The sequence below is a fragment of the Dactylosporangium sp. NPDC000244 genome, from assembly GCF_040300725.1.
Lineage (GTDB): Bacteria > Actinomycetota > Actinomycetes > Mycobacteriales > Micromonosporaceae > Dactylosporangium.
In genome coordinates this window covers 189,728-212,183 of sequence record NZ_JBEPEH010000004.1, presented here as the reverse complement: position 1 = coordinate 212,183, position 22,456 = coordinate 189,728, and the positions used below count along the sequence as shown (strand labels likewise).

Genomic DNA, 22,456 nt, shown 5'->3' with positions numbered 1-22,456 from the left:
GGCGCACAGGCTCCTGGCAAGTCCGGGACAGCCGCGGCGCCGAGAGTCGGGACCATGACCACCACGACGCTGCCCCGACCGGCCCGGCGCGCCGCCGCGAACCGGCCCGCACATCAGGCCGCCGCTCGCCGGCCGGTGTGGCAACGCCCGGCGCTCGCCGCGCTGCTGCTGCTCACCGGCGTGCTGTACCTGTGGCGCCTCGGCGACTCCGGCTACGCCAACAGCTTCTACGCCGCCGCGGTGCAGGCCGGCACGCAGAGCTGGAAGGCGCTGCTGTTCGGCTCGCTGGACGCGGGCAACGTCATCACCGTCGACAAGCCGCCCGCCTCGCTGTGGATCATGGGGCTGTCGGGGCGGATCTTCGGCTTCAACAGCTGGAGCCTGCTGGTGCCGCAGGCGCTCGAGGGCGTGGCCGCGGTCGCGCTGCTCTACGCGACCGTGAAGCGGCACTTCGGCGCCGCCGCCGGCCTGCTCGCCGGGGCGGCCCTGGCCCTGACGCCGGTCGCCGTGCTCATGTTCCGCTTCGACAACCCCGACGCGCTGCTCACCCTGCTGCTCGTCGCCGGCGCCTACTGCACCACCCGCGCCGTGGAGCAGGCCTCGCCCGGCTGGCTCTCCCTCGCGGCGACCGCGCTGGGCTTCGCGTTCCTGACCAAGATGCTCCAGGGGCTGCTGGTGCTGCCCGGCTTCGCGCTGGCCTACCTGATCGCCGCGCCGGCCACCGTCGGCCGCCGCCTCGTGCACCTGCTCACCGCGGGCGCCACGCTGGTCGTGTCGGCCGGCTGGTTCGTCGCGCTGGTCGCGCTCTGGCCCGCCTCGTCGCGGCCGTACATCGGCGGCTCGACCAACGACAGCCTGCTCGAGCTCGCCCTGGGGTACAACGGCCTCGGCCGCATCCTCGGCGGGAACGGCAACCGCGGCGGCGGGGGCGGCGGCGGCATGGGCAACGTCGGCTTCGGCGGCTCGACCGGCATCACGCGCCTCTTCGGCGACAGCATGGGTACGGAGATCAGCTGGCTGCTCCCGGCCGCGCTCATCGCCCTCGTCGCGGGCCTGTGGTTCACCCGCCGCGCCCCGCGCACCGACGCCACCCGGGCCGCGTTCATCGTCTGGGGCGGCTGGCTGCTCGTCTCCGGCCTGGTCTTCAGCTACATGTCCGGGACGATCCACCCGTACTACACCGTCGCCCTCGCCCCGTCGATCGCCGCGCTCGTCGCCATCGCCGGCCGCGAGCTGTGGCGGGCCCGGGCCGCGCTGCCGACGCGGCTGGTGCTGGCCGCGATGGTCTTCGTGACCGCCGCGTGGGACTTCGTCCTGCTCTCCCGCGACGCCTCCTGGAACCCGTGGCTGCGCTGGTCGCTGCTGCTGCTCGGCGGCGCCGCGGCGGTGGCGATCGCGGCCTTCGGCGGCCTCGCGCCGGCAGTGCGGCCGGGGCGGCCCGGGCTCGGCCGGCGCCTCGCGGTCGTGCTCACCCTGGCCGCCGTGCTGACCGGCTTCGGCGGGACGAGCGCGTGGGCCCTGGCGACCGCGAACCAGCCGCACGCCGGCTCCATCCCCACCTCCGGCCCGGCGTCGGCGGGCATGGGCGGCGGCTTCGGTGGCGGCGGCGGCCGGATGGGCGGCTTCGGCGGCGAGGGACAGAGCGACAGCGAACTCACCACGCTGCTGCGGTCCACGACGACGACCTGGGCCGCGGCCACCACCGGCGACCAGACGGCCGCCGAGCTGGAGCTGGCGACGGGCAAGTCGGTGATCGCGATCGGCGGCTGGGACGGCAGCGACCCGGCCCCGACCCTGGCCGAGTTCCAGGCGATGGTGGCCAAGGGCCAGGTCGCGTACTACGTCTCCGGCGGCCGCGGCGGCGGCATGGGCGGCGGCAACAGCGAGATCGCGACCTGGGTGGCCGCGAACTACACCGCCCAGACCGTCGGCAGCACCACCGTCTACAAGCTCGTCTCCTGACCCGGCGCGAGGTCGGCCAGCAGCTGCGAGACCGAGGCCGCGTCCAGCTCCGCGAGGGGCCGGGCGCGGCCTTCGGGTGTGCGGATGCGGATGTCGCACAGGCGCTGCTCGGGCTGCCGGTCCGGCCGCGGGCCGAGGGCGATGCCGGGATCGAGGCCGACGGCGACGACGTCGCCGCCGGGCAGGTCGCGCTCCATCCCGAGCACGCGGGCGCCCTCGACGGCGGCCCGCCGCCAGCCGTGCCGCTCCAGTGCGAGCAGCCGCACCACCGCGACGGGGCGCAGCCGTGCGGCGGCGGACTCGCCGGGCTCCAGGCGGTACACCGGCCGATGCAACTGCGGGAAGGGCTGCAGGATGCCGTAGTCGGCGAACACCGCCATCCAGGCGGGAACGTCGAGGTCCGCGGGGTGCGCGACGCCGAGCACGTCCCCGGCGGCCAGGTCGGCCCGCTCGTCGGCGACGCCGGCGAGGGTGCGGTCCTCGGCCACGCGGACCGCGACGCCGGGCGCCCCGGGCGGGCCGGTGATCCACACCAGCCGCCGGGCGAGCGGGAACAGCAGCGGGTGCTCGAGCAGCACCCGGAACTCCGCCGCGCTCCACCGCCGCCCGGCCGTCATCGCCAGCTCGAGGCGGTGGACCTGCTCGGCCGTGACCTTGCGGACGCCCTGGCGGATCGCCGCGAACGGGGACCCGGGCCGGTCCCGGCGGCGCGTCCCGTGCTCGTCGGTCACCCAGGGGCGCAGCTGGTCGTCGAAGCCGGCGGTGATCCGGTGCGGGCCGTCGCCGAGCACGACGGTCGCGCCGGGGGCGAGGCCGAAGCGGGGGACGAGCCGGTCGGCGAGCGCGTCGGCGGTCAGGCCCAGCCCGGCGGCGACCCCGGCCAGGCCCGCCTCGGCGCGGGCGCGGACCGCCCGGGACTTCGCCGTGGTCGCCAGGTCGTGCAGCTGCCGCAGCGCCGCGTCGCCGCCGAGCCGCCGCAGCACGTCGATGCCGGCGGCGACCCGCTGGCCGGCGCCCTCGCCGGCCCACCGCCGCACCGCCTCGGCCAGCCCCGCCGCGGTCTCGTCGTCGCCGACGAGCGCCTGCGCCTCGAGGGCCCAGCGACCCGCGGGCGGTGCCCCGGCCTCCTCCCAGCGGCAGCACAGCTCCCAGCCGAACCGGGCCAGGTCGCCCGCCTCCGGGGGGATCTCGCCGCGCATGAGCCGCTGCACCACCGGCGCGGCGGCGACCCGGATCGGCGGCAGCGTCGCGGGCTCGACCCACTGCGGCAGCCGCGGGACCGCGCCGGTCGCCACGACGGCCGTGCCGGTGTGCCGGGCGAGGTGCCGGCTCAGCAGCTCGGCGACCCGGGGCCGGGACGCGTTCGCCCGCAGCAGCGGCACGACGAGGTCCGGGAAGCGGTCCGCCGCGGCCATGATCGCGGCCGGGACGCCGCGCTGCCCGGCCAGCCCGAGCAGGGTCTCGAACGCGCGCCCGGTGCCGATCGCGGGCAGCGCCTCGATCATCGCCGCGAGGTAGTCGGGCACCCCCGCCAGCGTGTACTCGACCGAGCGCCCGGTCCAGTACCGCGCGTACAGGTCGAGCACGCCGTCGCCGATGCCCTCGGCGAGCGTGTGCAGCAGCTCCGGCTCCCGCAGCTGCTCGGCCTGCGTGGGCGCGAGCCGGGCGAGCACCCCCTGCGCCTGCTCCACAGTGGACGCGGACGCCAGGAGCAGCGGCGCGAGCGGGTGCCGCTCGGGCACCTCGGCGAAATCCGGCCCGGCGAGGTCCGGGGCGAGGAACGCGGCGGCGAGCCGGTGCGCCCACGACCCGGTGCGGACCTGGCGCAGCGCGTCGGCGGCCTCGGCGTACGCCCTCTCGGGCGCGCCCGCGAGCGCCGTGCGTACCGGCGCGAGCACCCGCCTGACCTCCGCCGCGTCTGTCACCCCGGCGGCGAGCTCGGCCGCGGCCCGGGCCGCGTCGCCGAGCGGCGGCATGGCGTCACCGGACGGCTCGACGGCCAGGGGAGCGCCGCCGCGGCGCGGGTAGAAGGAGCGGTGCCAGGACACCGGGAGTACGAACCTCACGGCGGCAGCCTAGGGCGCCCGGTCTTGTTCCTCACGCGGCGTCATGCCACATAGTCGGCGGTATGGAGGAGCACCTGACCGTGGGGCGGGTGGCCGAGGTGGCCGGCGTCACCGTCCGCACGCTGCATCACTACGACGAGATCGGGCTGCTGCGGCCGTCCGCGCGGACCGCGGCCGGGCACCGGGCGTATTCGGCGGGCGACGTGGAGCGGCTGCGGGAGGTGCTGGCCTACCGGCGGCTGGGCTTCGGGCTGCGCGAGATCGCGGATCTGGTCGACGACCCGGCCACCGACGCGGTCGCGCACCTGCGCCGGCTGCGCGGCCTGCTGCTCGACCAGCGCGACCGCGCCGCCGCCATGGTGACGGCCATCGACCGGGAACTGGAGGCACGAGCGATGGGGATCCCTACGACGCCCGAGGAGCAGCTGCGAGTGTTCGGCGCACGGCTGTACGACGCCATCGGGTCCGCCTACCCGGCGACGCGGCGCACCGAGCCGCGGATCGCCGCGCGGATCTGGGACGCGCTGGGAGACGCGCGGACGGTGCTGAACGTCGGCGCCGGCACCGGCTCCTACGAACCCCCGGACCGCGAGGTCACGGCGGTGGAGCCGTCGGCGGTCATGCGGGCGCTGCGTCCGGCGGGCGCGGCGCCGTGCGTGGCCGCCGCCGCGCAGCGCCTGCCGTTCGAGGACCGGTCCTTCGACGCCGCGATGGCGGTCAGCACCGTGCACCACTGGCCGGACCCGGTCGCCGGGCTGCGCGAGCTGCGGCGGGTGGCCCGCCGCGTGGTGGTGTTCACGTACGACGCCGACGACATCGGCTGGCGGCAGCGGTTCTGGCTCACCCGCGACTACCTGCCCGAGGTCGCAGGCCTGCTCGACGGCTGGCCCGCACTGGCCGACCTGACCCGCGCGATCGGGGGCCGCGCGGAGCCGGTGCTCATCCCGTGGGACTGCGCCGACGGCTTCTTCGAGGCGTACTGGCGCCGCCCCGAGGCGTACCTGGACGAGCACGTGCGCCGGGCGGTGTCGGTCTGGACCAGGGTCGGGCCCGAGGCCGAGCGGCGCGCGGTGGACAGGCTGCGCGAGGACCTCGCCTCGGGCCGGTGGGCCGAGCGCAACCGCGACCTCGCCGCCCTCGACACGGCCGAGCTCGGCCTGCGGCTGCTCGTGGCCTGAACCGCGCCGCCGCCACGGTTCAGGGAGCGTGCGCCGGGGCCGGGTTCAGGGCCGGGTTCAAGCCGGAGGCGGCCCGATCCAGCGCGGTGAGGGCGGCGCCGATCGCCGGGCGGGGCGAGGCGGTCGTACGCCGGACGGCGAAGACGCGGCCGCGCCGATGCGTCACCCGGAGGAGAACATGCCGGCCCTGTCGTAAGGTGTGTCCGTGCAAGAGGCCACTTTCACCAAGCGCGCCGCGGTCGGGCTGCGCTCGGAGCGCGGACCGATCCTGGGCTCGGTCATGCTGACCACCGGCCTGGTCGCGCTGGACAGCACGATCATCGCCACCGCGGTGCCCTCGGTCGTGCGTGACCTGGGCGGCTTCGCGCACTTCCCGTGGCTGTTCTCGATCTATCTGCTCACCGCGGCCGTCACGACGCCGCTGTACGGCAAGCTCGCCGACGTGCTCGGCCGCAAGCCGGTCATGTTCTTCGGCATCGCGGCCTTCCTGCTCGGCTCGGTGCTGTGCGGCGCCGCCTGGAGCATGCTCACGCTCATCGTCTTCCGCGCCATCCAGGGCATCGGCGCCGGCGCCATCCAGCCGATCAGCATGACGATCATCGGCGACCTGTACTCGGTCGAGGAGCGCGCCCGCGTCCAGGGCTACGTGGCCGGCGTCTGGGGCGTGTCCTCGGTCGTCGGCCCGACCCTCGGCGGGGTGTTCGCCGACTACCTGTCGTGGCGCTGGATCTTCTTCGTGAACCTGCCGCTGGGCCTGTTCGCGGTGTGGATGTTCGCCAGGCACCTCAAGGAGAACGTCGAGCGCCGCGCGCACCGCATCGACTACCTCGGCGCCGTGCTGCTCATCGGCGGGTGCACGCTGCTCATCCTGGCCACCCTCGAGGGCGGCATCATGTGGGCCTGGGCCAGCGCCCCGAGCATCGTCATCTTCACGCTCGGCGCGGTCATGATCACGGCCTTCGTGTTCGTCGAGCGCCGCGCGGCCGAGCCGGTGCTGCCGCTGTGGGTGTTCAAGCACCGCACGCTCATCGGGGGCAACCTCTCCGCGGTCGCCGTCGGCGCGCTCGTCATCGGCCTGAGCTCCTACATCCCCAACTTCTCCCAGGGGGTACTGGGCACCAGCGCCCTGGTCGCCGGCTTCGTGGTCGCCGCGATGACGCTGGGCTGGCCGATCGCGGCGACGCTCTCCGGCCGCATCTACCTGCGCATCGGCTTCCGCAACACGGCGCTGATCGGCGGCGTGATCATCATCGGCGGTACGGTCATGTGCGCCCTGCTCACCGAGCAGACCACGGTCGCGATGACGGCGGTCGCCTGCTTCGTGATCGGCATCGGCCTCGGCCTCGCCACCGCGCCGACGCTCGTGGCCGTGCAGTCCGTCGTCGACTGGGACCGCCGCGGCGTGGTGACCGGTACGAACATGTTCTCGCGCTCGATCGGCAGCGCGGTCGGGGCGGCCGTGTTCGGCGCGATCGCGAACACGACCCTGGACCGCCGCTTCGCCGCCGCGCCGCCGGACGTGAAGCCGTCCCTGACCGCGGGCGCCGATGCGACGACGATCCTGCTGAAGGGCGGCACGGCTCCGGCGAACGTCGTCGACTACGTGCGCGCGGCCCTCTACACGGCCTCGCACAACGTGTTCGTGGCGCTGGCAGTCGTCGGCGTGTGCGGCGTGGCCGTGATCCTGCTGATTCCTCGGCGGGTCGAGAAGCTGTCCTGAGGCCTTTCGCCGGGCGCTCCGGCGGTGCACTCGGCGCGATCGCGAACACGACCCTGGACCGCCGTGGCGACTTTGCCGGCGGCGGCGCGCGGTGCCTCCCCGGGTCTTGGCCTCGCGGTCGGCGGCGGCCGTCAGGCGAGCTGTCGCGGCGGTGTGCGTGGCCCGGTCTTCGACCGTGTGGTGCGCGGCCCGGTCGAGCGCCGACAGAAGTCCAGTTCCTAGTTTCCTAGGAAGCGAAACGCGACGTGAGGCCGAGCACCCGCCTACATCGAGCGCCGAATGCGAACCCGGGGCCGTCGAGCGAGTGCGGGGTCCCGGGGCCGTTGCGAAGGTCCGGGCGGCCCCGGGACTGCGGTGCGTCAAGCGGCCAGGGCGCCGCCGTCAACGGGGATGATGGCGCCGGTGGCGAAGGGCTGGGTCATGCAGTAGATGAAGGCCCGCGCCACGTCGCCGACCTCGCCCACGCGGGCCAGGGGGACCGAGGCGGCGTTGTCGCGGAACAGGGCCTCGCGGGCGTCGTCGGGCAGCGCGGACCACAGCGGGGTGCGGATCACGCCGGGCTTCACCGCGTTCACGCGGATGCGCGGGGCCAGCTCCACGGCCAGGGCCCGGGTCAGGGCGTCCATGGCGCCGCACAGGCTTGCGCCCACCGTCCAGCCGGGTGTGGGCCGGTCCGCCGCCGTGCCGGTGATCAGGGTGATCGAGCCGCCGTCGCGCAGGTGTGGGGTGGCGGCTCGGACGGCGGCCAGGGCGCCGAAGTACCGCAGGCGGAAGAAGCCCGCCGCGGTCGCGGTGTCGAGGTCGGGGAGCGGGGTGAGCACCAGGGGTTCGCCCGCGGTGTACGCCAGGTGGTCGATGGGGCCCAGGGCCGTCACGGTTGCGATCAGGGCGGCCTCGTCGGTCAGGTCGGCGGTGTGGCCGGTGGCCGTGGCCGGGAGTTCCGCGAGGGCCTTCGCCACCCTCGCCGGGCGGCTGCCGACGACGATCACCTCCGCGCCGAGGGCGGCCGCGGCCTGGGCGGTGGCGAGGCCGATGCCGGAGGTACCGCCGAGAATGGCGACGCGCCGGCCGCCGAGTGCAACTGGCTCCATGGGCTCAACGGTGCCCCCAGGCGAGGGCCGGGCGCCAAGACCGGTTTCGTCGGGACTCGCGCGGCGGCGCGGAGCGCTGTGGCGGGTCGGCGGTGCGCTGCGGTGCTGCGTGCGCGCGGCGCAGCCCGCTGATTCGCTCGTTCGTAAATGCCGCGCGGGAGCATCCGCGGTTCTGATAGCTTCCGGCGATGACCACCACGACGCACGCCCTGATCGAGTCGGCCGTGATGCCGGCCGCGCGTCTGCGTTTCCGGCGTCGTGCCCTGGTCTGCCAGGCCTGACGCCCGTCACCACGAAACCGGGAACTTCCAGGTCGAGAAACTCTAGGTGCAGCACCGGGGCCCTTCCGCGTCCGCATTCGCCGCGAACGAACAGGGAACCTGGTCATGTCTCGCTTTTCCGCTGCCCATCCGCGCGCCCGGCGCGTCTACGGGCAGAACTTTCTGATGGATCCGGCGGCCGTGCGCCGCATCGCCGATGCCGCCGCCCTGCAACGTGGTGATCTCGTGCTGGAGGTCGGGGCCGGGCGGGGGCGGCTCACCGAGGAGCTGGTACGCCGGGCCGGCCGGGTGGTCGCGTTCGAGGTCGATCCGGGGATGGCGGCCGCGCTGCCGCGCCTCGGCGGGCTGAGCGTGCGGGTGGCCGACTTCCTGGCCGCCGCGCCGCCGCCGGAGCCGTTCGCGGTGGTGGGCAACATCCCGTTCGCGCTGACGTCCGGGGTCGTCTCCTGGTGCCTGCGGGCGCCGGGGCTGACGTCGGCGACGCTGCTGACCCAGCTGGAGTACGCGCGCAAGCGGGCCGGGGACTACGGGCGCTGGTCGCGGCTGACGATCGAGACGTGGCCGGAGGTCGACTGGCGGCTGGCCGGGCGCGTGTCCCGGGCCGCGTTCCGGCCGGTGCCGCGGGTCGACGGCGGGCTGCTGCGGTTGACCCGGCGCCCGGTGCCGCTGGTGGAGGCGGGCGGGCTCAGGACGTACCGGAGCATCGTGCATCTGGGTTTCAGCGGCGTCGGGGGCTCGTTGTATGCGTCGCTGACGCAGCGGTTCCCGGCGGCCCGGGTCGCCGGGGCGTTCCGGGCGTTGCGGCTGGACACCCGCACGCCGGTCGGGCTGGTGTGGCCGGAGCAGTGGCTCACGCTGTTCCGGCTGCTACGCGCCGGCCGGTGACAGGGTCAGGGCGGGGCGGCCGAGGCGGTCCCGCAGCTCGGCGACCGGGATGGTGCCGTCGCGCAGGGTGCGGCGCATCCGGGCCACGCCGTGCAGGTCGTCCAGGGCGGTGCGCACGATGTCGACGCGGCTGTCGGGGTCGTCGACCCAGTCGACGGGGACCTCGTGGATGCGCAGCCCGGCGCGTTCGGCGATGACGAGCAGCTCGGTGTCGAAGAACCAGCCGGTGTCGCGCACCTGCGGCAGCAGCAGCCGGGCCACGTCGCGGCGCACGGCCTTGAAGCCGCACTGGGCGTCGGAGAAGCGCACGCCCAGTGCGGTGCGCAGGATCCGGTTGTACGAGCGGGAGATGAACTCGCGCTTGGGTCCGCGCACGACGCGGGAGCCGCGGGCGAGCCGGGAGCCGAGGGCGACGTCGGAGTGGTTGGAGATCAGCGGCGCGACGAGCGGCAGCAGCCCGCCGAGGTCGGTCGACAGGTCGACGTCCATGTAGGCGAGGACGTCGGCGTCGGAGCGCTGCCAGACCGCCGACAGCGCCCGGCCGCGGCCCTTCTGCTCGAGGTGGTGCACGGCGACGTGTTCGAAGCGGTTCGCGAGCGCGGCGGCGACGTTGAGGGTCGCGTCCGTGGAGGCGTTGTCGGCGATCGTGATCCGGAAGGTGTACGGCACGAAGGCGGTCAGGAACCCGTGCAGCGTCTGGATGCAGCGTTCGAGCGTGTGCTGCTCGTTGTAGACCGGGATGACGATGTCGAGGACGGGCGGGTTCGCGGTGATCTCCATGCCGTTCAGCTTTGGCCCGGATCTTGTGACCCGGTCGCGGAGAACCTGGGTGTGGGCTGCCAACTCGGTTGCCGATCGGGGTCGTCCGCGCCTGGCGGTGCCGCCTAGGGCAGGCTGAGCCGGGCCGTGGTGCCGGCGCCGGCGGAGCTCAGCGTGATCCGCCCGCCGTGGGCCGCGGCGGCCTCCTGCGCGATGTGCAGGCCGAGCCCGACGCCGGGGACGGCCTGGCGGCGGGCGTGGCGGCCGCGGAAGAAGCGCTGGAAGACGTAGGGCAGCTCGTCCGCCGGGATGCCCACGCCGGTGTCGGACACCTCGATCGCGGGGGCCGGGGCGTAGACGGCGCGGACGGTGACCTTGCCGCCGGCCGGGGTGAACAGGATCGCGTTGCGTACCAGCTGCTGCACGGCCTGGGTGAGCCGGGCGATGTCGACGGACACGACGGAGGCCTCGGTCGGCGGCTCCACGACGACCTCGACGCCGCGGGGTTCGGCGAGGGCGCTGCCGGCCTGGGCCGCGGCGGTGATGACCATGTGCAGCTCGACGGGGCTGCGGTGCAGCAGCAGCGGCGCGTCGGCCGGGCGGGTGCCGGTGAGCAGGTGGTCGACCATGCCGACGAGGCGCTGGCCGTTGCGGTAGATGGGCTCGACCAGGCGGCTGTATTCGGCGAGGCGCTCGTCCTCGGCGAGCAGCTCGAGGTACCCCTGGATCGCCGTCACCGGGGTGCGCAGCTCGTGGGAGATGGTCGCGATGAGGTCCTCCTCGCGCTGGGTCGCGCGGGCGAGCTCGTCGCCGAGCTCGGCGAGCATGAGGCGGCTGCGCAGCAGCGAGAGGTGCCCGGTCGCCTGCCGGGAGAGGGTCTCGAGGGCCTCCTGCTGGCGGGGGCCGAGGTCGCCGGGGCGGTCGTCCTTGACGCAGAAGGTGCCCAGCACGTGGCCGTCGTCGTCGATGAGGGGGGCGCCGGCGTAGAAGCGGATGTAGGGGTCGCCGGTGACGTTGGGGTAGTCGCGGAAGTGCGCGTCGGCGCGGGCGTCGGAGACGACGAGGGTGCGCCGGGTCGGGATGGTCTCGGCGCAGAAGGAGATGGCGCGGGGGGTCTCGTCGACGGCCAGGCCGGTCTTGCCGGCGAACCACTGCCGGTCGCGGTCGACGAGCGTGACGGTCGACATGGTGGTGTCGAAGACGGACACGCCGAGCTGGGTGAGCTCGTCGAGGGCCCTGGGGCGGGGCGCGTCGAGCACGCCGTAGCTGTGCAGGGCGGACAGCCGGGCTTCCTCGTCGACGTCGCGCATGGCGGGCCTTCCTTCCGGGTCTAGTGGGATCATCGTCCGGTTACCCAGGAGCAGTGCTTGATTACACAGCGTTGCCACGTGGTTGCAACTCGGCTCAGGGCGAAATCGCTTTACGAGTGAGTGCTCGCTCATTACAGTGAGCCCGTGAATGCCGAGACCCGTCGCCGGCGCGTTCCCGCGCTGGCACCCGACGAGCGGCGCGCGGCCCTCATCGCCGCCACGCTGCCGCTGCTGCGCACCCACGGGGCGGCCGTCACCACCCGGCAGATCGCCGAGGCCGCGGGCGTCGCCGAGGGCACCATCTTCGGCGTCTTCCCGGACAAGGCGTCGCTGCTGTCCGCGGCGCTGTGCACGGCCTTCGAGCCGGAGCCGGTGCTGCGCGCCCTGTCCGCGATCGACCCGGGGGCGACGCTGCGTGAGCGGCTCAAGGACGCCGCGGCCATCCTGACGCGCCGGGTCGAGAGCTCGGTGCCGCTCATGATGCTCGCCCGCACCATGCCCCTGGACTCGTCGCCGTTCGCCGCGCTCGTGGACGGCCGGCGGCGGCTCACCGAGGCCGTCGCGGACCTGATCGAGCCCGACAAGCACCTGCTGCGCCGCAGCCCGGACGCCACGTCCCGGCTGCTGTTCGCCCTGGTCGTGAGTGCCGCGCGGGGCGACCTGCCGCACGAGCAGTTCACGCCGGACGAGATCGTCGCCGTCCTGCTCGACGGCCTCCTGCACGTCCCATCCGACCCTGGAGAAGCCTGACCGATGCTGATCCGTCTGCTGCGAACATACCTGCGGCCCTACCGCGGGCCGATCACCCTGGTGGTGGTGCTGCAGCTGGTGCAGACGCTCGCCACGCTGTACCTGCCGACCCTCAACGCCGACATCATCGACCACGGCGTCGTGGCCGGCGACACCGGCTACATCCTGCGCGTCGGGGGCTTCATGCTCGGCGTGTCGCTGCTGCAGATCGTGTGCTCGGCCGCCGCCGTGTTCTTCGGCGCCCGCGCCGCCATGGCCCTGGGCCGCGACGTGCGGGCCGGGCTCTTCGCGAAGGTGCAGCAGCTGTCGGCCCGCGAGGTCGGCGAGCTCGGCGCCCCGTCGCTCATCACGCGCACCACCAACGACATCCAGCAGGTCCAGATGCTGGTCCTGATGACGTTCACGCTCATGGTGTCGGCGCCGATCATGTGCTTCGGCGGCATCGTGCTGGCGCTGAAGCAGGACGTGCCGCTGTCCGGGCTGCTGCTCGTCGTCGTGCCCGTGCTCATCATCCTGATCGCGCTCATCGTGGTGCGGATGCGGCCGCTGTTCCGGCTCATGCAGGTGCGCATCGACCTGGTGAACCGGGTCATCCGCGAGCAGATCACCGGCATCCGGGTCATCCGCGCCTTCGTCCGCGACGAGCACGAGCGGCAGCGCTTCGCCCGCACCAACGCCGAACTGCGCGAGGTCTCCCTGGCCACGGGCCGGCTGATGTCGCTGATGTTCCCGACGGTGATGCTCATCGTGAACGCCTCCAGCATCCTCGTGCTGTGGTTCGGCGCGAAGCGGATCGACACCGGCGGCATGGAGGTCGGGGCGCTGACCGCGTTCCTGAGCTACCTCATGCAGATCCTCATGTCGGTGATGATGGCGACGTTCATGTTCGTCATGATCCCGCGGGCCGAGGTGTGCGCCGAGCGCATCCAGGAGGTCCTCGACACCGAGTCCAGCGTCGCGGCGCCGGCCGCGCCGGTGACGAGCCTCGGCGTGCACGGCGAGCTGGAGCTGCGCGGCGTGTCCTTCCACTACCCGGGCGCCGATCTGGCGGTGCTCGCCGACGTGGACCTCGTCGCGCATCCCGGGCAGACGACGGCGATCATCGGCAGTACGGGCGCGGGCAAGACGACCCTGCTCAACCTCGTGCCGCGGCTGTTCGACGCGACGGGCGGCACGGTGCTGGTGGACGGCGTGGACGTGCGCCGCATCGACCCCGCGCTGCTGGCGCGCACGGTCAGCATGGTGCCGCAGAAGCCGTACCTCTTCTCCGGCACCGTCGCCTCCAACCTGCGCTACGGCCGGCCCGACGCCACCGACGAGGAGCTGTGGCGGGCCCTGGAGGTCGCGCAGGCGGCCGGGTTCGTGCGGGCCATGCCCGACGGGCTGCAGGCGCCGATCGCCCAGGGCGGCACCAACGTCTCCGGCGGGCAGCGGCAGCGGCTCGCGATCGCCCGGACGCTGGTGGCCCGGCCCGAGGTGTACCTGTTCGACGACTCCTTCTCCGCGCTCGACTACGCCACCGACGCGGCCCTGCGCGAGGCGCTGCGCCTCGAGATCGCCGACGCGACCGTGGTCATCGTCGCCCAGCGGGTGAGCACCATCCGCGACGCCGACCGCATCGTCGTGCTCGACGAGGGCCGGGTCGTGGGCACCGGCACGCACCAGGAACTCATGGACGGCAACGAGACGTACCGCGAGATCGTCCTGTCCCAGCTGACTGAAGCGGAGGCCGCGGCATGACCGCCGGAGCGAAGCGGAGGCGGGCTTGCCGCGTGTCTCTTGCTCTTATGGAAGGTAGGACAGCATGACCGCACCACGACCCGGAGGCGGCGCGGGCGGAGGCGCGCGGCCCGGCGGCGGACCCGGGTTCGGCCCCGGCCGCATGATGATGGGCGCCGGCGGTCCCCCGGCGAAGATCGAGGACTTCAAGGGCTCGGCCAAGCGGCTGCTGAAGATGCTCGCCCCGGACCGCTTCATCGTGGTCGCGGTGCTGGTCTTCGGCATCGCCAGCGTCGTGCTCTCCACGCTCGGCCCGCGGCTGCTCGGCCACGCCACCGACGTGATCTTCGAGGGCATCATCAGCAAGAAGATCCCGGCCGGCACCACCAAGGAACAGGCCATCGAGGCGCTGCGGGCCCGCGGCGACAACGCGTTCGCCGACCTGCTCAGCGGCATGAGCAACCTCGTGCCGGGCCGGGGCATCGACTTCGACCGGCTCAAGCAGGTGCTGCTCGGGGTCGCGGTGGTGTACCTCTTCGCCTGGATCCTCGGCCTGCTGCAGGCCCGGCTGACCACGGTCATCGTGCAGCGCACCGTGTACCGGCTGCGCGAGCAGGTCCAGGCCAAGCTCGCCCGGCTGCCGCTGAGCTACTTCGACCAGCAGGCCCGCGGCGAGGTGCTGTCCCGCGCCACCAACGACACCGACAACATCGCGATGACCCTGCAGCAGTCGCTGTCCATGCTGCTCACGTCGCTGCTGACGATCATCGCGGTGCTCGGCATGATGTTCTGGATCTCCCCGCTGCTGGCCGTGATCGCGCTCGTGACCGTGCCGGTGTCGGTGCTCATCACGGCCCGCATCGGCAAGAAGTCCCAGCCGGAGTTCGTCAAGCAGTGGGCGAGCACCGGCCGGCTCAACGGCCACATCGAGGAGATGTTCACCGGCCACTCGGTCGTGAAGATCTTCGGCCGGCAGGAGGAGGCGGCCAAGACGTTCGAGGAGCACAACGAGGCCCTGTTCGCCTCGGCGTTCCGGGCCCAGTTCATCTCCGGCCTCATCCAGCCCGCGATGATGTTCGTCGGCAACATCAACTACGTGCTCGTCGCCGTGGTCGGCGGCCTGCGGGTGGCCTCGGGCACGATGACGCTGGGCGATGTGCAGGCGTTCATCCAGTACTCCCGGCAGTTCTCCCAGCCCCTGACCCAGGTCGCCGCGATGTCGAACCTGGTCCAGTCCGGCATCGCCTCCGCCGAGCGGGTCTTCCAGCTGCTCGACGCCGAGGAGCAGACCCCGGAGCCGGCCGCTCCGGCGCGCCCGGCCCAGGTCCGCGGCAAGGTCACCTTCGAGCACGTGTCCTTCCGCTACAAGGCGGACGAGCCGCTCATCGAGGACCTGTCACTGACCGTCGAGCCCGGCCAGACGGTCGCGATCGTCGGCCCGACCGGCGCGGGCAAGACGACGCTGGTCAACCTCGTCATGCGCTTCTACGACCTGACCGGCGGGCGGATCCTGCTCGACGACGTGGACATCGCCGCGATGTCGCGCGACGAGCTGCGCGAGCAGATCGGCATGGTGCTGCAGGACACCTGGCTGTTCCAGGGCACCATCGCGGAGAACCTCGCCTACGGCGCCGACCACCCGACCCCGGAGAAGATCGCGGCGGCGGCCGAGGCCGCGCACGCCGACCGGTTCGTGCGCACCCTGCCGGAGGGCTACGACACCGTCCTCGACGAGGAGGGCGCGGGCGTCTCGGCGGGGGAGAAGCAGCTCATCACGATCGCCCGGGCGTTCCTGGCCGAGCCGACGATCCTCATCCTGGACGAGGCGACGAGCTCGGTCGACACCCGCACCGAGGTGCTCATCCAGCGCGCGATGAGCACGCTGCGGGCGGGCCGCACGAGCTTCGTCATCGCGCACCGCCTGTCCACGATCCGCGACGCGGACCTGATCCTCGTCATGGAGCACGGGTCGATCGTGGAGCAGGGCACGCACGACTCGCTGCTCGCGTCGGACGGCGCGTACGCACGGCTCTACTCGGCCCAGTTCGCCGCCGCCGCGGTCGAGGTGGACTGACCCGCACGCAGGTTCCGCAAACGGCCCCGGGCGTCCCAAGCGCCCGGGGCCGCTTTCTTCAAGCCATGACTCGGGCCCGCGGGGGTGCGGACCGTCGCTGCCGCCAGCGCCTGGTCTGGGTCGGTCTCCGCGAAGCCTCACCGAGCCAGACTTGGCGAACCGCTCGGCGCTGCGCGCCGACGCTGCCAGGTCCGCGGTAGTCACCCGGGCCAGCTATCAGTCCGACGGCATCGGTCACACACCGTCATCGAATCCGAGCGTCCACGCAGCTCGGCCGTGCGCAGGTCACGCTGGGTGCTCACCCTCCCGGCGGACTTCTCACCTTTGTCGACCTACTTAGTGGACAAAATCGGGTTTCGGAGCCAGACTTCTCCGCATGGATCCGTTGCTTGCGTTCGCCGGGCTCGGGGTCGGGATCGTCGTCGGGCTCACCGGGATGGGCGGCGGCGCGCTCATGACGCCGATCCTGGTGCTGTTCTTCGGCGTGCCGCCGCTCGCCGCCGTGTCCAGCGACCTTGCCGCGTCCGCCGTGATGAAGCCGTTCGGGGGGTGGGTGCACGCCCGGCGCGGGTCCGTCAACTGGGGCCTGGTGCGGTGGCTGTGCCTCGGCAGCGTGCCGAGCGCGTTCGCCGGCGTGCTGCTCATGCGCGCGATCGGCGACGGCGACCGGGTCCAGAACGTGGTGCGGGTGGCGCTCGGGGTGGCGCTGCTGCTGGCGGTGGTGGGGCTGCTCATCAAGACGTACCGGAGAAACTCGGCCGGCGACGACGGACCCGCGGCCCCGATCAAGGTGCGGCCGGTCCCCACCGTGCTGCTGGGCGCGGTCGGCGGCCTCGTCGTCGGCATGACCTCCGTCGGGTCGGGCTCGCTCATCATCGTGATCCTGCTCGCGCTGTACCCGGCGCTGCGCCCCCGCGACCTCGTGGGCACCGACCTGGTGCAGGCGATCCCGCTCGTGTTCTCGGCGGCGCTCGGGCACGCGCTCTTCGGCGACCTCAAGCTCGACCTCGCCGCGGCGGTGCTCATCGGCTCGGTGCCGGGCGTGCTCATCGGGGCCCGGCTGTCCTCGCGCGCACCGGCCGGCGTGGTACGGGCCGCGCTGGTCGTCGTGCTCATCGCCAGCGCGCTGAAGCTGTTCGAGGTCCCGACCGGCACCGTCCTGCTCGTGATCGGCCTCGCGACCGCGGCGGCCGTGGCGGAGGGCCTGCGGCGGCGCAACCGGACCCCGGACGCCCCGGCAGACCCGACCGCCACCGCAGCGAACGCCGGCCCGGCCGCCACCCCGACGGACCCGGACGCCCCGGCAGACCCGACCGCCACCGCAGCGAACGCCGACCCGGCCGCCACCCCGGCGGACCCGGACGCGACTGCAGCCCCGGCGGACCCGCAGGGCGACCTCTCGCCGAACGCGCCGGGAGACACCGCCCGGCCGCCTCACGCGACGTGATCGGGCACTTCTCGCGCTGACCCGTCGCGAACCGCCGTCCCGTCCGTCACACAAGATCGGGACAGCGAAGACGAGACGAACGCGAAAGGGGCAGAATCAGCGAGTGGAGTGTCACCACGCTGACTCGCTAGGAGCTTCCTGATGCCTCGGCTCAACCATCTGCCCGAGTGGGCCGCGCTGGTCAAGCACCGCGCGGAACTCGGAGAGGTTCACCTGCGCGACCTGTTCGCCGAAGATCCCGACCGGGGCCGCCGGTACGCGCTGCAGGCCGGCGACCTCTACCTCGACTACGGCAAGCACCTCGTCACCGACGAGACGCTGCGCCTGCTGCAGGACCTCGCGGCCGCCCGCGGCGTGTCCGAGCTGCGCGACCGGATGTTCCGCGGCGAGAAGATCAACTTCACCGAGCACCGGGCCGTGCTGCACACCGCGCTGCGGGCGCCGCGCGACGCCGAGATCATCGTGGACGGCGAGAACGTGGTGCCGAAGGTCCACGCCGTGCTCGACCGGATGTCGGCGTTCGCGGACCGCATCCGGTCGGGGGAGTGGACCGGGTACACCGGCGAGCGCATCACGACCGTGGTCAACATCGGCATCGGCGGGTCGGACCTCGGCCCGGCGATGGCGTACGAGGCGCTGCGGGCCTTCACCGACCGCTCCCTGACCTTCAAGTTCGTCTCCAACGTCGACGGCGCCGACCTGCACGAGGCCGTGCGCGACGCGAACCCGGCGACCACGCTGTTCATCGTGTCGTCGAAGACGTTCACGACGATCGAGACGATCACGAACGCGACCGCCGCGCGCAGCTGGCTGCTCGACGCGCTCGGCGACGACGCGGCCGTGGCCAAGCACTTCGTGGCCGTGTCGACGAACGCCGGCGAGGTCGCGAAGTTCGGCATCGACACGACGAACATGTTCGAGTTCTGGGACTGGGTCGGCGGCCGGTACTCCTACGACTCCGCCATCGGCCTCTCCCTGATGATCGCGCTCGGCCCGGACGGCTTCCGCGCCATGCTCGCCGGCTTCCACCAGATGGACGAGCACTTCCGCACCGCGCCCCCGGAGGCCAACGCGCCGCTGCTGCTGGGCCTGCTGGGCATCTGGTACCGCGACTTCCACGACGCCCAGACCCACGCCGTGCTCCCGTACAGCCACTATCTGTCGCGGTTCACGGCATACCTGCAGCAGCTCGACATGGAGTCCAACGGCAAGTCCGTGGACCACGAGGGCAAGCCCGTGGAGTGGGCGACCGGCCCGATCGTGTGGGGCACCCCCGGCACCAACGGGCAGCACGCGTACTACCAGCTGATCCACCAGGGCACCGAGCTCATCCCCGCGGACCTGCTCGGCTTCGCCCAGCCCGTCGCGGAGCTCGGCCCGCTGCGCGACCAGCACGACCTGCTCATGGCGAACCTCTTCGCGCAGGGCCAGGCGCTGGCGTTCGGCAAGACCTCGGAGCAGGTGGCCGCGGAGGGCGTGGCCGAGGCCGAGGTGCCGCACCGCACCTTCCAGGGCAACCGCCCGACGACGACGATCCTCGCCGGCGAGCTCACGCCGCAGGTGCTGGGGCAGCTGATCGCCCTGTACGAGCACAAGGTCTTCGTCCAGGGCGCGATCTGGGACATCGACTCCTTCGACCAGTGGGGCGTCGAGCTGGGCAAGGTCCTCGCGAAGCGCATCGAGCCGGCGCTGACCTCGCAGAGCCCGGACCTGTCGGCGCTGGACGGCTCGACGGCGGGCCTGGTGGGCCGCTACCGGGCACTGCGGGGCCGCTGACCGTGACGATCGCCGCCGCGGGCCGTGGGGCACTCTGCCCCTCGGCCCGCACGCGGCTGCAACGGCGCCGGGCCGGCTGATGGCAGCGCCGGCCCGCACGCGGCTGCAGCGGCGCCGGGCCGGCTGATGGCAGCGCCGGCCCGTGCGCGGCTGCAACGGCGCCGGACTGACGGCAGCAACAGCTCGTGTGCGGCTGAAACGGTGCCGGGGACTGATGACGGCGACGGCCCATGTGCGGCTGGAGCGGCGCCGGGTGACTGACGGCGCCCGAGTCCTGCGCGGCCGGCGGCAACGGTGCCGGGAACTGACATCTGGGTCGGGGTGACCAACGGCGGACCTGGCAGCGTCGGCGCGCAGCGCCCAGCGGTGTCTGGCGGGAGCGACGGTCAGCACCCCCACGGACCCGAGTCATGCCCCGCACGACCCGCGGCACCGACCGCAGCGGCGCCCGAGCCGTTCGGACCCGAAAAGTCGGGCACTCCGTGCCGCGACTTTTCGGACATTTCCCCGGACAGGGTATAAATCCGATATGTCGCGGCACGGAGTGCCCGACATATCGCCATTCGGGCGGCTGTGCCCACAGTAGGCGGCCCGGCGAAACCCCCGAAACGCGAAGTGTCCGACATTTCGCGGCGCCGCCGGAGCGCCGCGTTCGGATCACGTCAGGGTTTGCTGGGAGGCTGCTGTCGGCACCCGTCCGAGCACCTCAGGCGACGTACTGTCGGTGACGTGATCGCCGACGCCGACCTACAGTCGATGACCGCCGCCGAGCGGGCCGACCTCGCGCGCCGGCTCGCACAGCTCCAGCCCCGCCTCGCCCGCCGCTCCGTCGCGGCGACCGAGCGCGCGCGGCGCCGGTTCGTCGTCGTCATCGGGGTCGCGAGCGTCCTGATGATTCCGTGGGTCATCGCGCTCGGCCTGCGGTTGCCGCCGCAGTACCTCGCCGGGAACTGGGACCTCACATGGGTCGGGTTCGACGTCGCGCTCATGGTCGCGCTCGGGTTCACGGCCTGGGCGGCGCTGCGCCGGCGGCAGGTCGTTGTGCTCGCGGCGCTGGTGAGCGGGACGCTGCTCGCGTGCGACGCCTGGTTCGACATCATGACCGCGTCGGGGCCGGACCGGTGGGTCAGCCTGGCCACCGCGTTGCTCGTGGAGCTGCCGCTGGCCGGGTGGCTGTTCTTCGTCTCGCACCACCTGGTGCGGCTCAGCATGCGCCGGCTCATGGTGCTGTCCGGCCAGTCGCCGGAGGTCTCACTGGTCAAGCTGCCCGCGCTCGGGGTGCCGGGCCACCGGCAGCGACACCCCGAGCCACAGGCGACCGCCTAGGGGCGCCGGTCCACGGAGACGGCCGCGGCCGCGGTGCCGACCTGCAGGTCGTAGCGGTCCGTGGCCGTCGCGTAGTCCGCGCCGGTGGCGAGGGTCGCGCCGCCGGCCACGTTCTTGGTCACCTTGTCGTCGAGGCGCACCTCGCCGATGGTGCCGTGGTCGCCGAGCTTCAGCTGCGCGGGCACCCCGCTCGGGGCGTGCACCGCGAGCCGGCCGACGCCGCCGACGTGGATCGACATGGTGCCCTCGGGCTTCGGTACCGTCACGTCGAGCTCCTGCACCCCCGCCGCGACCTCGATCCCGGCGAGGCGGCCGCCGCCGAAGTCGACGACCTGGCGCAGCCCGCCGCCGGCGAGGTTGAGCGTCCAGCGGACCTTGTCGTTGAGGTACACGTGGACGGTCGCCTGGCCGGCGATCTCGGTGCCGTTCAGGCTGAGCTTGACGTCGTCGCCCGACTCGGCCGCGACCGGCTCGACCTTGCTGCCGGGCAGGGTCGAGGCGCGGTACAGCAGCCCGTCGAGCGGCTCGGCGTGGATGATCACGGACTCGGCGCCGCTGACGACGTCCAGGGTCGCCGCCTGCCGGTTGCCCAGCGCCCCCTCGACGCTGTGCACGGTCTCCTTCGAGGGCGGCGGGGCCGGCTTCTGCTGCTGGGTGACGAACACGATCGCGCCGAGCAGGGCGAGGATCGCGACGAAGCCGATGCTGTACCGCCACACGGGCGCGAGGCCGCGGCGGTGACGGCGGGCGGGTTCGTCGGGGGCGGCCGGGCGGCGGACGCGGGTCCCGCCTGGTGCGGAGTGGGTCACGGGGGCCTCAACTGGTCGGGCGGCGCCCGCACCACCGGGGTGCGGGCGCCGCTAGCCAAAAACGGTCAGGGACTCGAGCAGGTCAGCGCCGGGGCGGTGGCGGGTGCGGTGCCCGTGGCGTTGAAGCCGAACGACGTGCTGGCGCCGGGTCCGAGGACCTTGTTCCAGTCGACGTTCGACACGGCGACGTTCGGGGGCTGGGCGACGACGGTGCCGTTCCACGGCGCGCCCTCGAAGCCCTGCCCGCCGGTGTACGTCCAGCGGACCGTCCACCCGTTGAGCGTCGACGAGCCGTTGTTCTTGACGGTGACCTGGACCTGGAAGTGCCCGGCCCACGAGCTCGGCTGGAGCGCCCAGGTCGCGGTACACCCGGATCCACCCGGCGCCGGGGACGACGACACCGAGCGCGACGGCGACGCGGAGGCCGACGCGGATCGCGACGCCGACGGCGACACCGAGGGCGACGCCGACGCCGAACGCGACGGGGACGCCGAGCTCGAGGGCCCGGTACCGCCGCCCTTGACACCGGTGACCTCGCCGTGCCCGCCGTCGAAGACGAGGTCCGAGCAGCTGAAGAAGTTCTCCTGGCTGTCGGAGCGGACCCACTGGATGAACATGATGTGCCGCCCGGTCCGGTTGGCCGGCAGCGTGGTGTCCCAGTAGTAGTAGTTGAGCGCGCCCGGGCCGCCGGACTGCGGCGGGTCGGTGGCGCTCCAGAACGACTCGAGGTCCGACCACTTGAGCGGGCTCGCCGGGTCCCAGCCGTTCTTGGTCATGTACATGTGGAACGTTCCCGGGTGCGCGGCCCAGTTGCTGTAGTGCAGCTGGATCGTGGACCCGGCGGTCAGGTGCGTGGTGGGCCAGTCGGTGCGGGCGGCGTTGTACGCGGCGTACTTGGTGGTGCCGCCGCCGCAGATCTCACCGTCGTTGATGTAGCCGGTGGTGCGCCCGCCGGCGTCGGAGCGCAGGACGCCGAACCAGTCGTAGAGCGGCTGCTGCCCGCCCTGCGCCACGGCGTCGGCGCACGCCGGGTTGGTGGGGATGATCTGGCCGGTGGCCTGCAGTCCGTCGACGTAGCACAGGTACGTGCGGCTGCCGGGGACGAGTGCGACGCCGTGCGCGTGCGCGGCGGCGGGCGCGACCAGGATGGCCGCGGCGAGTGCGGCAGCGGCGGCCACGGCCGTCCACAGCGCGCCTCTGGCGATGGTTGCCAAGGGGTACCTCCTCGAGTTCGGGGCGCGGCAGAGTTGCTCGGCTCCCACGAGGTAGGCGCAGTGTGTGCGGCGTCACCACCGGCTGGCAA

Annotated in this window: 16 protein-coding genes and 1 pseudogene; 10 read left to right on the top strand and 7 right to left on the bottom strand. The window is 73.2% G+C overall.

Going from position 1 to position 22,456, the window contains the following annotated elements; genetic code table 11:
- Positions 1-54 precede the first annotated feature (54 nt).
- The gene (locus tag ABT369_RS07540; RefSeq protein WP_350610877.1) at positions 55-1,962 is read left to right on the top strand and encodes a glycosyltransferase family 39 protein; all 1,908 of its coding nucleotides are present in this window, start codon (positions 55-57) and stop codon (positions 1,960-1,962) included.
- On the opposite strand, the gene ABT369_RS07535 is transcribed toward ABT369_RS07540, so the two are convergent.
- Entirely contained in the window at positions 1,944-4,028 is a 2,085-nt protein-coding gene (locus ABT369_RS07535; protein ID WP_350610876.1) for a DUF4132 domain-containing protein, read from the bottom strand. The genes ABT369_RS07540 and ABT369_RS07535 overlap by 19 nt on opposite strands.
- 62 nt (positions 4,029-4,090) lie before the next feature.
- Between ABT369_RS07535 and ABT369_RS07530 the strand changes: the two genes are divergently transcribed.
- Positions 4,091-5,206 (top strand): MerR family transcriptional regulator, encoded by a 1,116-nt coding sequence (locus ABT369_RS07530; protein ID WP_350610875.1) that lies wholly within the window; start codon positions 4,091-4,093, stop codon positions 5,204-5,206.
- A 19-nt stretch (positions 5,207-5,225) separates the two neighbouring features.
- Here ABT369_RS07530 and ABT369_RS07525 read toward each other — a convergent pair whose 3' ends face one another.
- Positions 5,226-5,372 carry a hypothetical protein gene (locus tag ABT369_RS07525; RefSeq protein WP_350610874.1) on the bottom strand — a complete coding sequence of 49 codons (147 nt, stop codon included), beginning with the start codon at positions 5,370-5,372 and terminating at the stop codon, positions 5,226-5,228.
- Between the two features lie 39 nt (positions 5,373-5,411).
- On the opposite strand from ABT369_RS07525, the gene ABT369_RS07520 reads away from it, so the two are divergent.
- On the top strand, positions 5,412-6,926 hold the full coding sequence (locus tag ABT369_RS07520) for an MDR family MFS transporter (protein WP_350610873.1): 1,515 nt from the start codon (positions 5,412-5,414) through the stop codon (positions 6,924-6,926).
- Positions 6,927-7,285: 359 nt separating this feature from the next.
- Here ABT369_RS07520 and ABT369_RS07515 read toward each other — a convergent pair whose 3' ends face one another.
- Complete coding sequence (locus ABT369_RS07515) at positions 7,286-8,017, bottom strand: SDR family oxidoreductase (protein WP_350610872.1); 732 nt, start codon at positions 8,015-8,017, stop codon at positions 7,286-7,288.
- A 386-nt stretch (positions 8,018-8,403) separates the two neighbouring features.
- Between ABT369_RS07515 and erm the strand changes: the two genes are divergently transcribed.
- Positions 8,404-9,183: an ErmE/ErmH/ErmO/ErmR family 23S rRNA (adenine(2058)-N(6))-methyltransferase gene (erm, locus tag ABT369_RS07510; RefSeq protein ID WP_350610871.1), complete on the top strand. Its 780-nt coding sequence runs from the start codon at positions 8,404-8,406 to the stop codon at positions 9,181-9,183.
- Here the strand turns inward: erm and ABT369_RS07505 are convergent.
- Both ABT369_RS07505 and ABT369_RS07500 read right to left on the bottom strand, forming a co-directional pair.
- Positions 9,175-9,963, bottom strand: a pseudogene (locus ABT369_RS07505) (dolichyl-phosphate beta-glucosyltransferase); the annotation flags it as partial. The gene erm and the pseudogene ABT369_RS07505 overlap by 9 nt on opposite strands.
- Positions 9,964-10,067: 104 nt before the next feature.
- Positions 10,068-11,252, bottom strand: a complete 1,185-nt coding sequence (locus tag ABT369_RS07500) for a GAF domain-containing sensor histidine kinase (protein WP_350610870.1) — start codon at positions 11,250-11,252, stop codon at positions 10,068-10,070.
- 144 nt (positions 11,253-11,396) lie between these two features.
- Between ABT369_RS07500 and ABT369_RS07495 the strand changes: the two genes are divergently transcribed.
- The 6 genes from ABT369_RS07495 to ABT369_RS07470 all read left to right on the top strand — a co-directional run bounded on the left by ABT369_RS07495 (position 11,397) and on the right by ABT369_RS07470 (position 20,344).
- Positions 11,397-12,002: a TetR/AcrR family transcriptional regulator gene (locus ABT369_RS07495; RefSeq protein WP_350610869.1), complete on the top strand. Its 606-nt coding sequence runs from the start codon at positions 11,397-11,399 to the stop codon at positions 12,000-12,002.
- A 3-nt stretch (positions 12,003-12,005) separates the two neighbouring features.
- A complete protein-coding gene (locus ABT369_RS07490) occupies positions 12,006-13,742 on the top strand; it encodes an ABC transporter ATP-binding protein (RefSeq protein ID WP_350610868.1) in 1,737 nt (578 codons plus the stop codon).
- A gap of 64 nt (positions 13,743-13,806) precedes the next feature.
- A complete protein-coding gene (locus ABT369_RS07485) occupies positions 13,807-15,795 on the top strand; it encodes an ABC transporter ATP-binding protein (protein ID WP_350610867.1) in 1,989 nt (662 codons plus the stop codon).
- A 376-nt stretch (positions 15,796-16,171) separates the two neighbouring features.
- Positions 16,172-17,242 (top strand): sulfite exporter TauE/SafE family protein, encoded by a 1,071-nt coding sequence (locus tag ABT369_RS07480; RefSeq protein WP_350610866.1) that lies wholly within the window; start codon positions 16,172-16,174, stop codon positions 17,240-17,242.
- Positions 17,243-17,383: 141 nt separating this feature from the next.
- Positions 17,384-19,018 (top strand): glucose-6-phosphate isomerase, encoded by a 1,635-nt coding sequence (gene pgi / locus ABT369_RS07475; RefSeq protein ID WP_350610865.1) that lies wholly within the window; start codon positions 17,384-17,386, stop codon positions 19,016-19,018.
- A 729-nt stretch (positions 19,019-19,747) separates the two neighbouring features.
- A complete protein-coding gene (locus ABT369_RS07470) occupies positions 19,748-20,344 on the top strand; it encodes a hypothetical protein (protein WP_350610864.1) in 597 nt (198 codons plus the stop codon).
- Here ABT369_RS07470 and ABT369_RS07465 read toward each other — a convergent pair.
- Together ABT369_RS07465 and ABT369_RS07460 are read right to left on the bottom strand one after the other, a co-directional pair.
- Positions 20,341-21,153 (bottom strand): hypothetical protein, encoded by an 813-nt coding sequence (locus tag ABT369_RS07465; protein WP_350610863.1) that lies wholly within the window; start codon positions 21,151-21,153, stop codon positions 20,341-20,343. The two genes, ABT369_RS07470 and ABT369_RS07465, sit on opposite strands and share 4 nt — an antisense overlap.
- 65 nt (positions 21,154-21,218) lie before the next feature.
- Complete coding sequence (locus ABT369_RS07460; RefSeq protein ID WP_350610862.1) at positions 21,219-22,367, bottom strand: lytic polysaccharide monooxygenase; 1,149 nt, start codon at positions 22,365-22,367, stop codon at positions 21,219-21,221.
- Positions 22,368-22,456: the final 89 nt, after the last annotated feature.

Excerpts from the sequence above, each read along its gene's own strand:
- erm (WP_350610871.1), top strand. The coding sequence starts at position 8,404 with ATGTCTCGCTTTTCCGCTGCCCATCCGCGCGCCCGGCGCGTCTACGGG.
- ABT369_RS07530 (WP_350610875.1), top strand. The coding sequence starts at position 4,091 with ATGGAGGAGCACCTGACCGTGGGGCGGGTGGCCGAGGTGGCCGGCGTC.
- ABT369_RS07500 (WP_350610870.1), bottom strand. The coding sequence starts at position 11,252 with ATGCGCGACGTCGACGAGGAAGCCCGGCTGTCCGCCCTGCACAGCTAC.
- ABT369_RS07540 (WP_350610877.1), top strand. The coding sequence starts at position 55 with ATGACCACCACGACGCTGCCCCGACCGGCCCGGCGCGCCGCCGCGAAC.
- ABT369_RS07490 (WP_350610868.1), top strand. The coding sequence starts at position 12,006 with ATGCTGATCCGTCTGCTGCGAACATACCTGCGGCCCTACCGCGGGCCG.
- pgi (WP_350610865.1), top strand. The coding sequence starts at position 17,384 with ATGCCTCGGCTCAACCATCTGCCCGAGTGGGCCGCGCTGGTCAAGCAC.
- ABT369_RS07480 (WP_350610866.1), top strand. The coding sequence starts at position 16,172 with ATGGATCCGTTGCTTGCGTTCGCCGGGCTCGGGGTCGGGATCGTCGTC.
- ABT369_RS07485 (WP_350610867.1), top strand. The coding sequence starts at position 13,807 with ATGACCGCACCACGACCCGGAGGCGGCGCGGGCGGAGGCGCGCGGCCC.
- ABT369_RS07515 (WP_350610872.1), bottom strand. The coding sequence starts at position 8,017 with ATGGAGCCAGTTGCACTCGGCGGCCGGCGCGTCGCCATTCTCGGCGGT.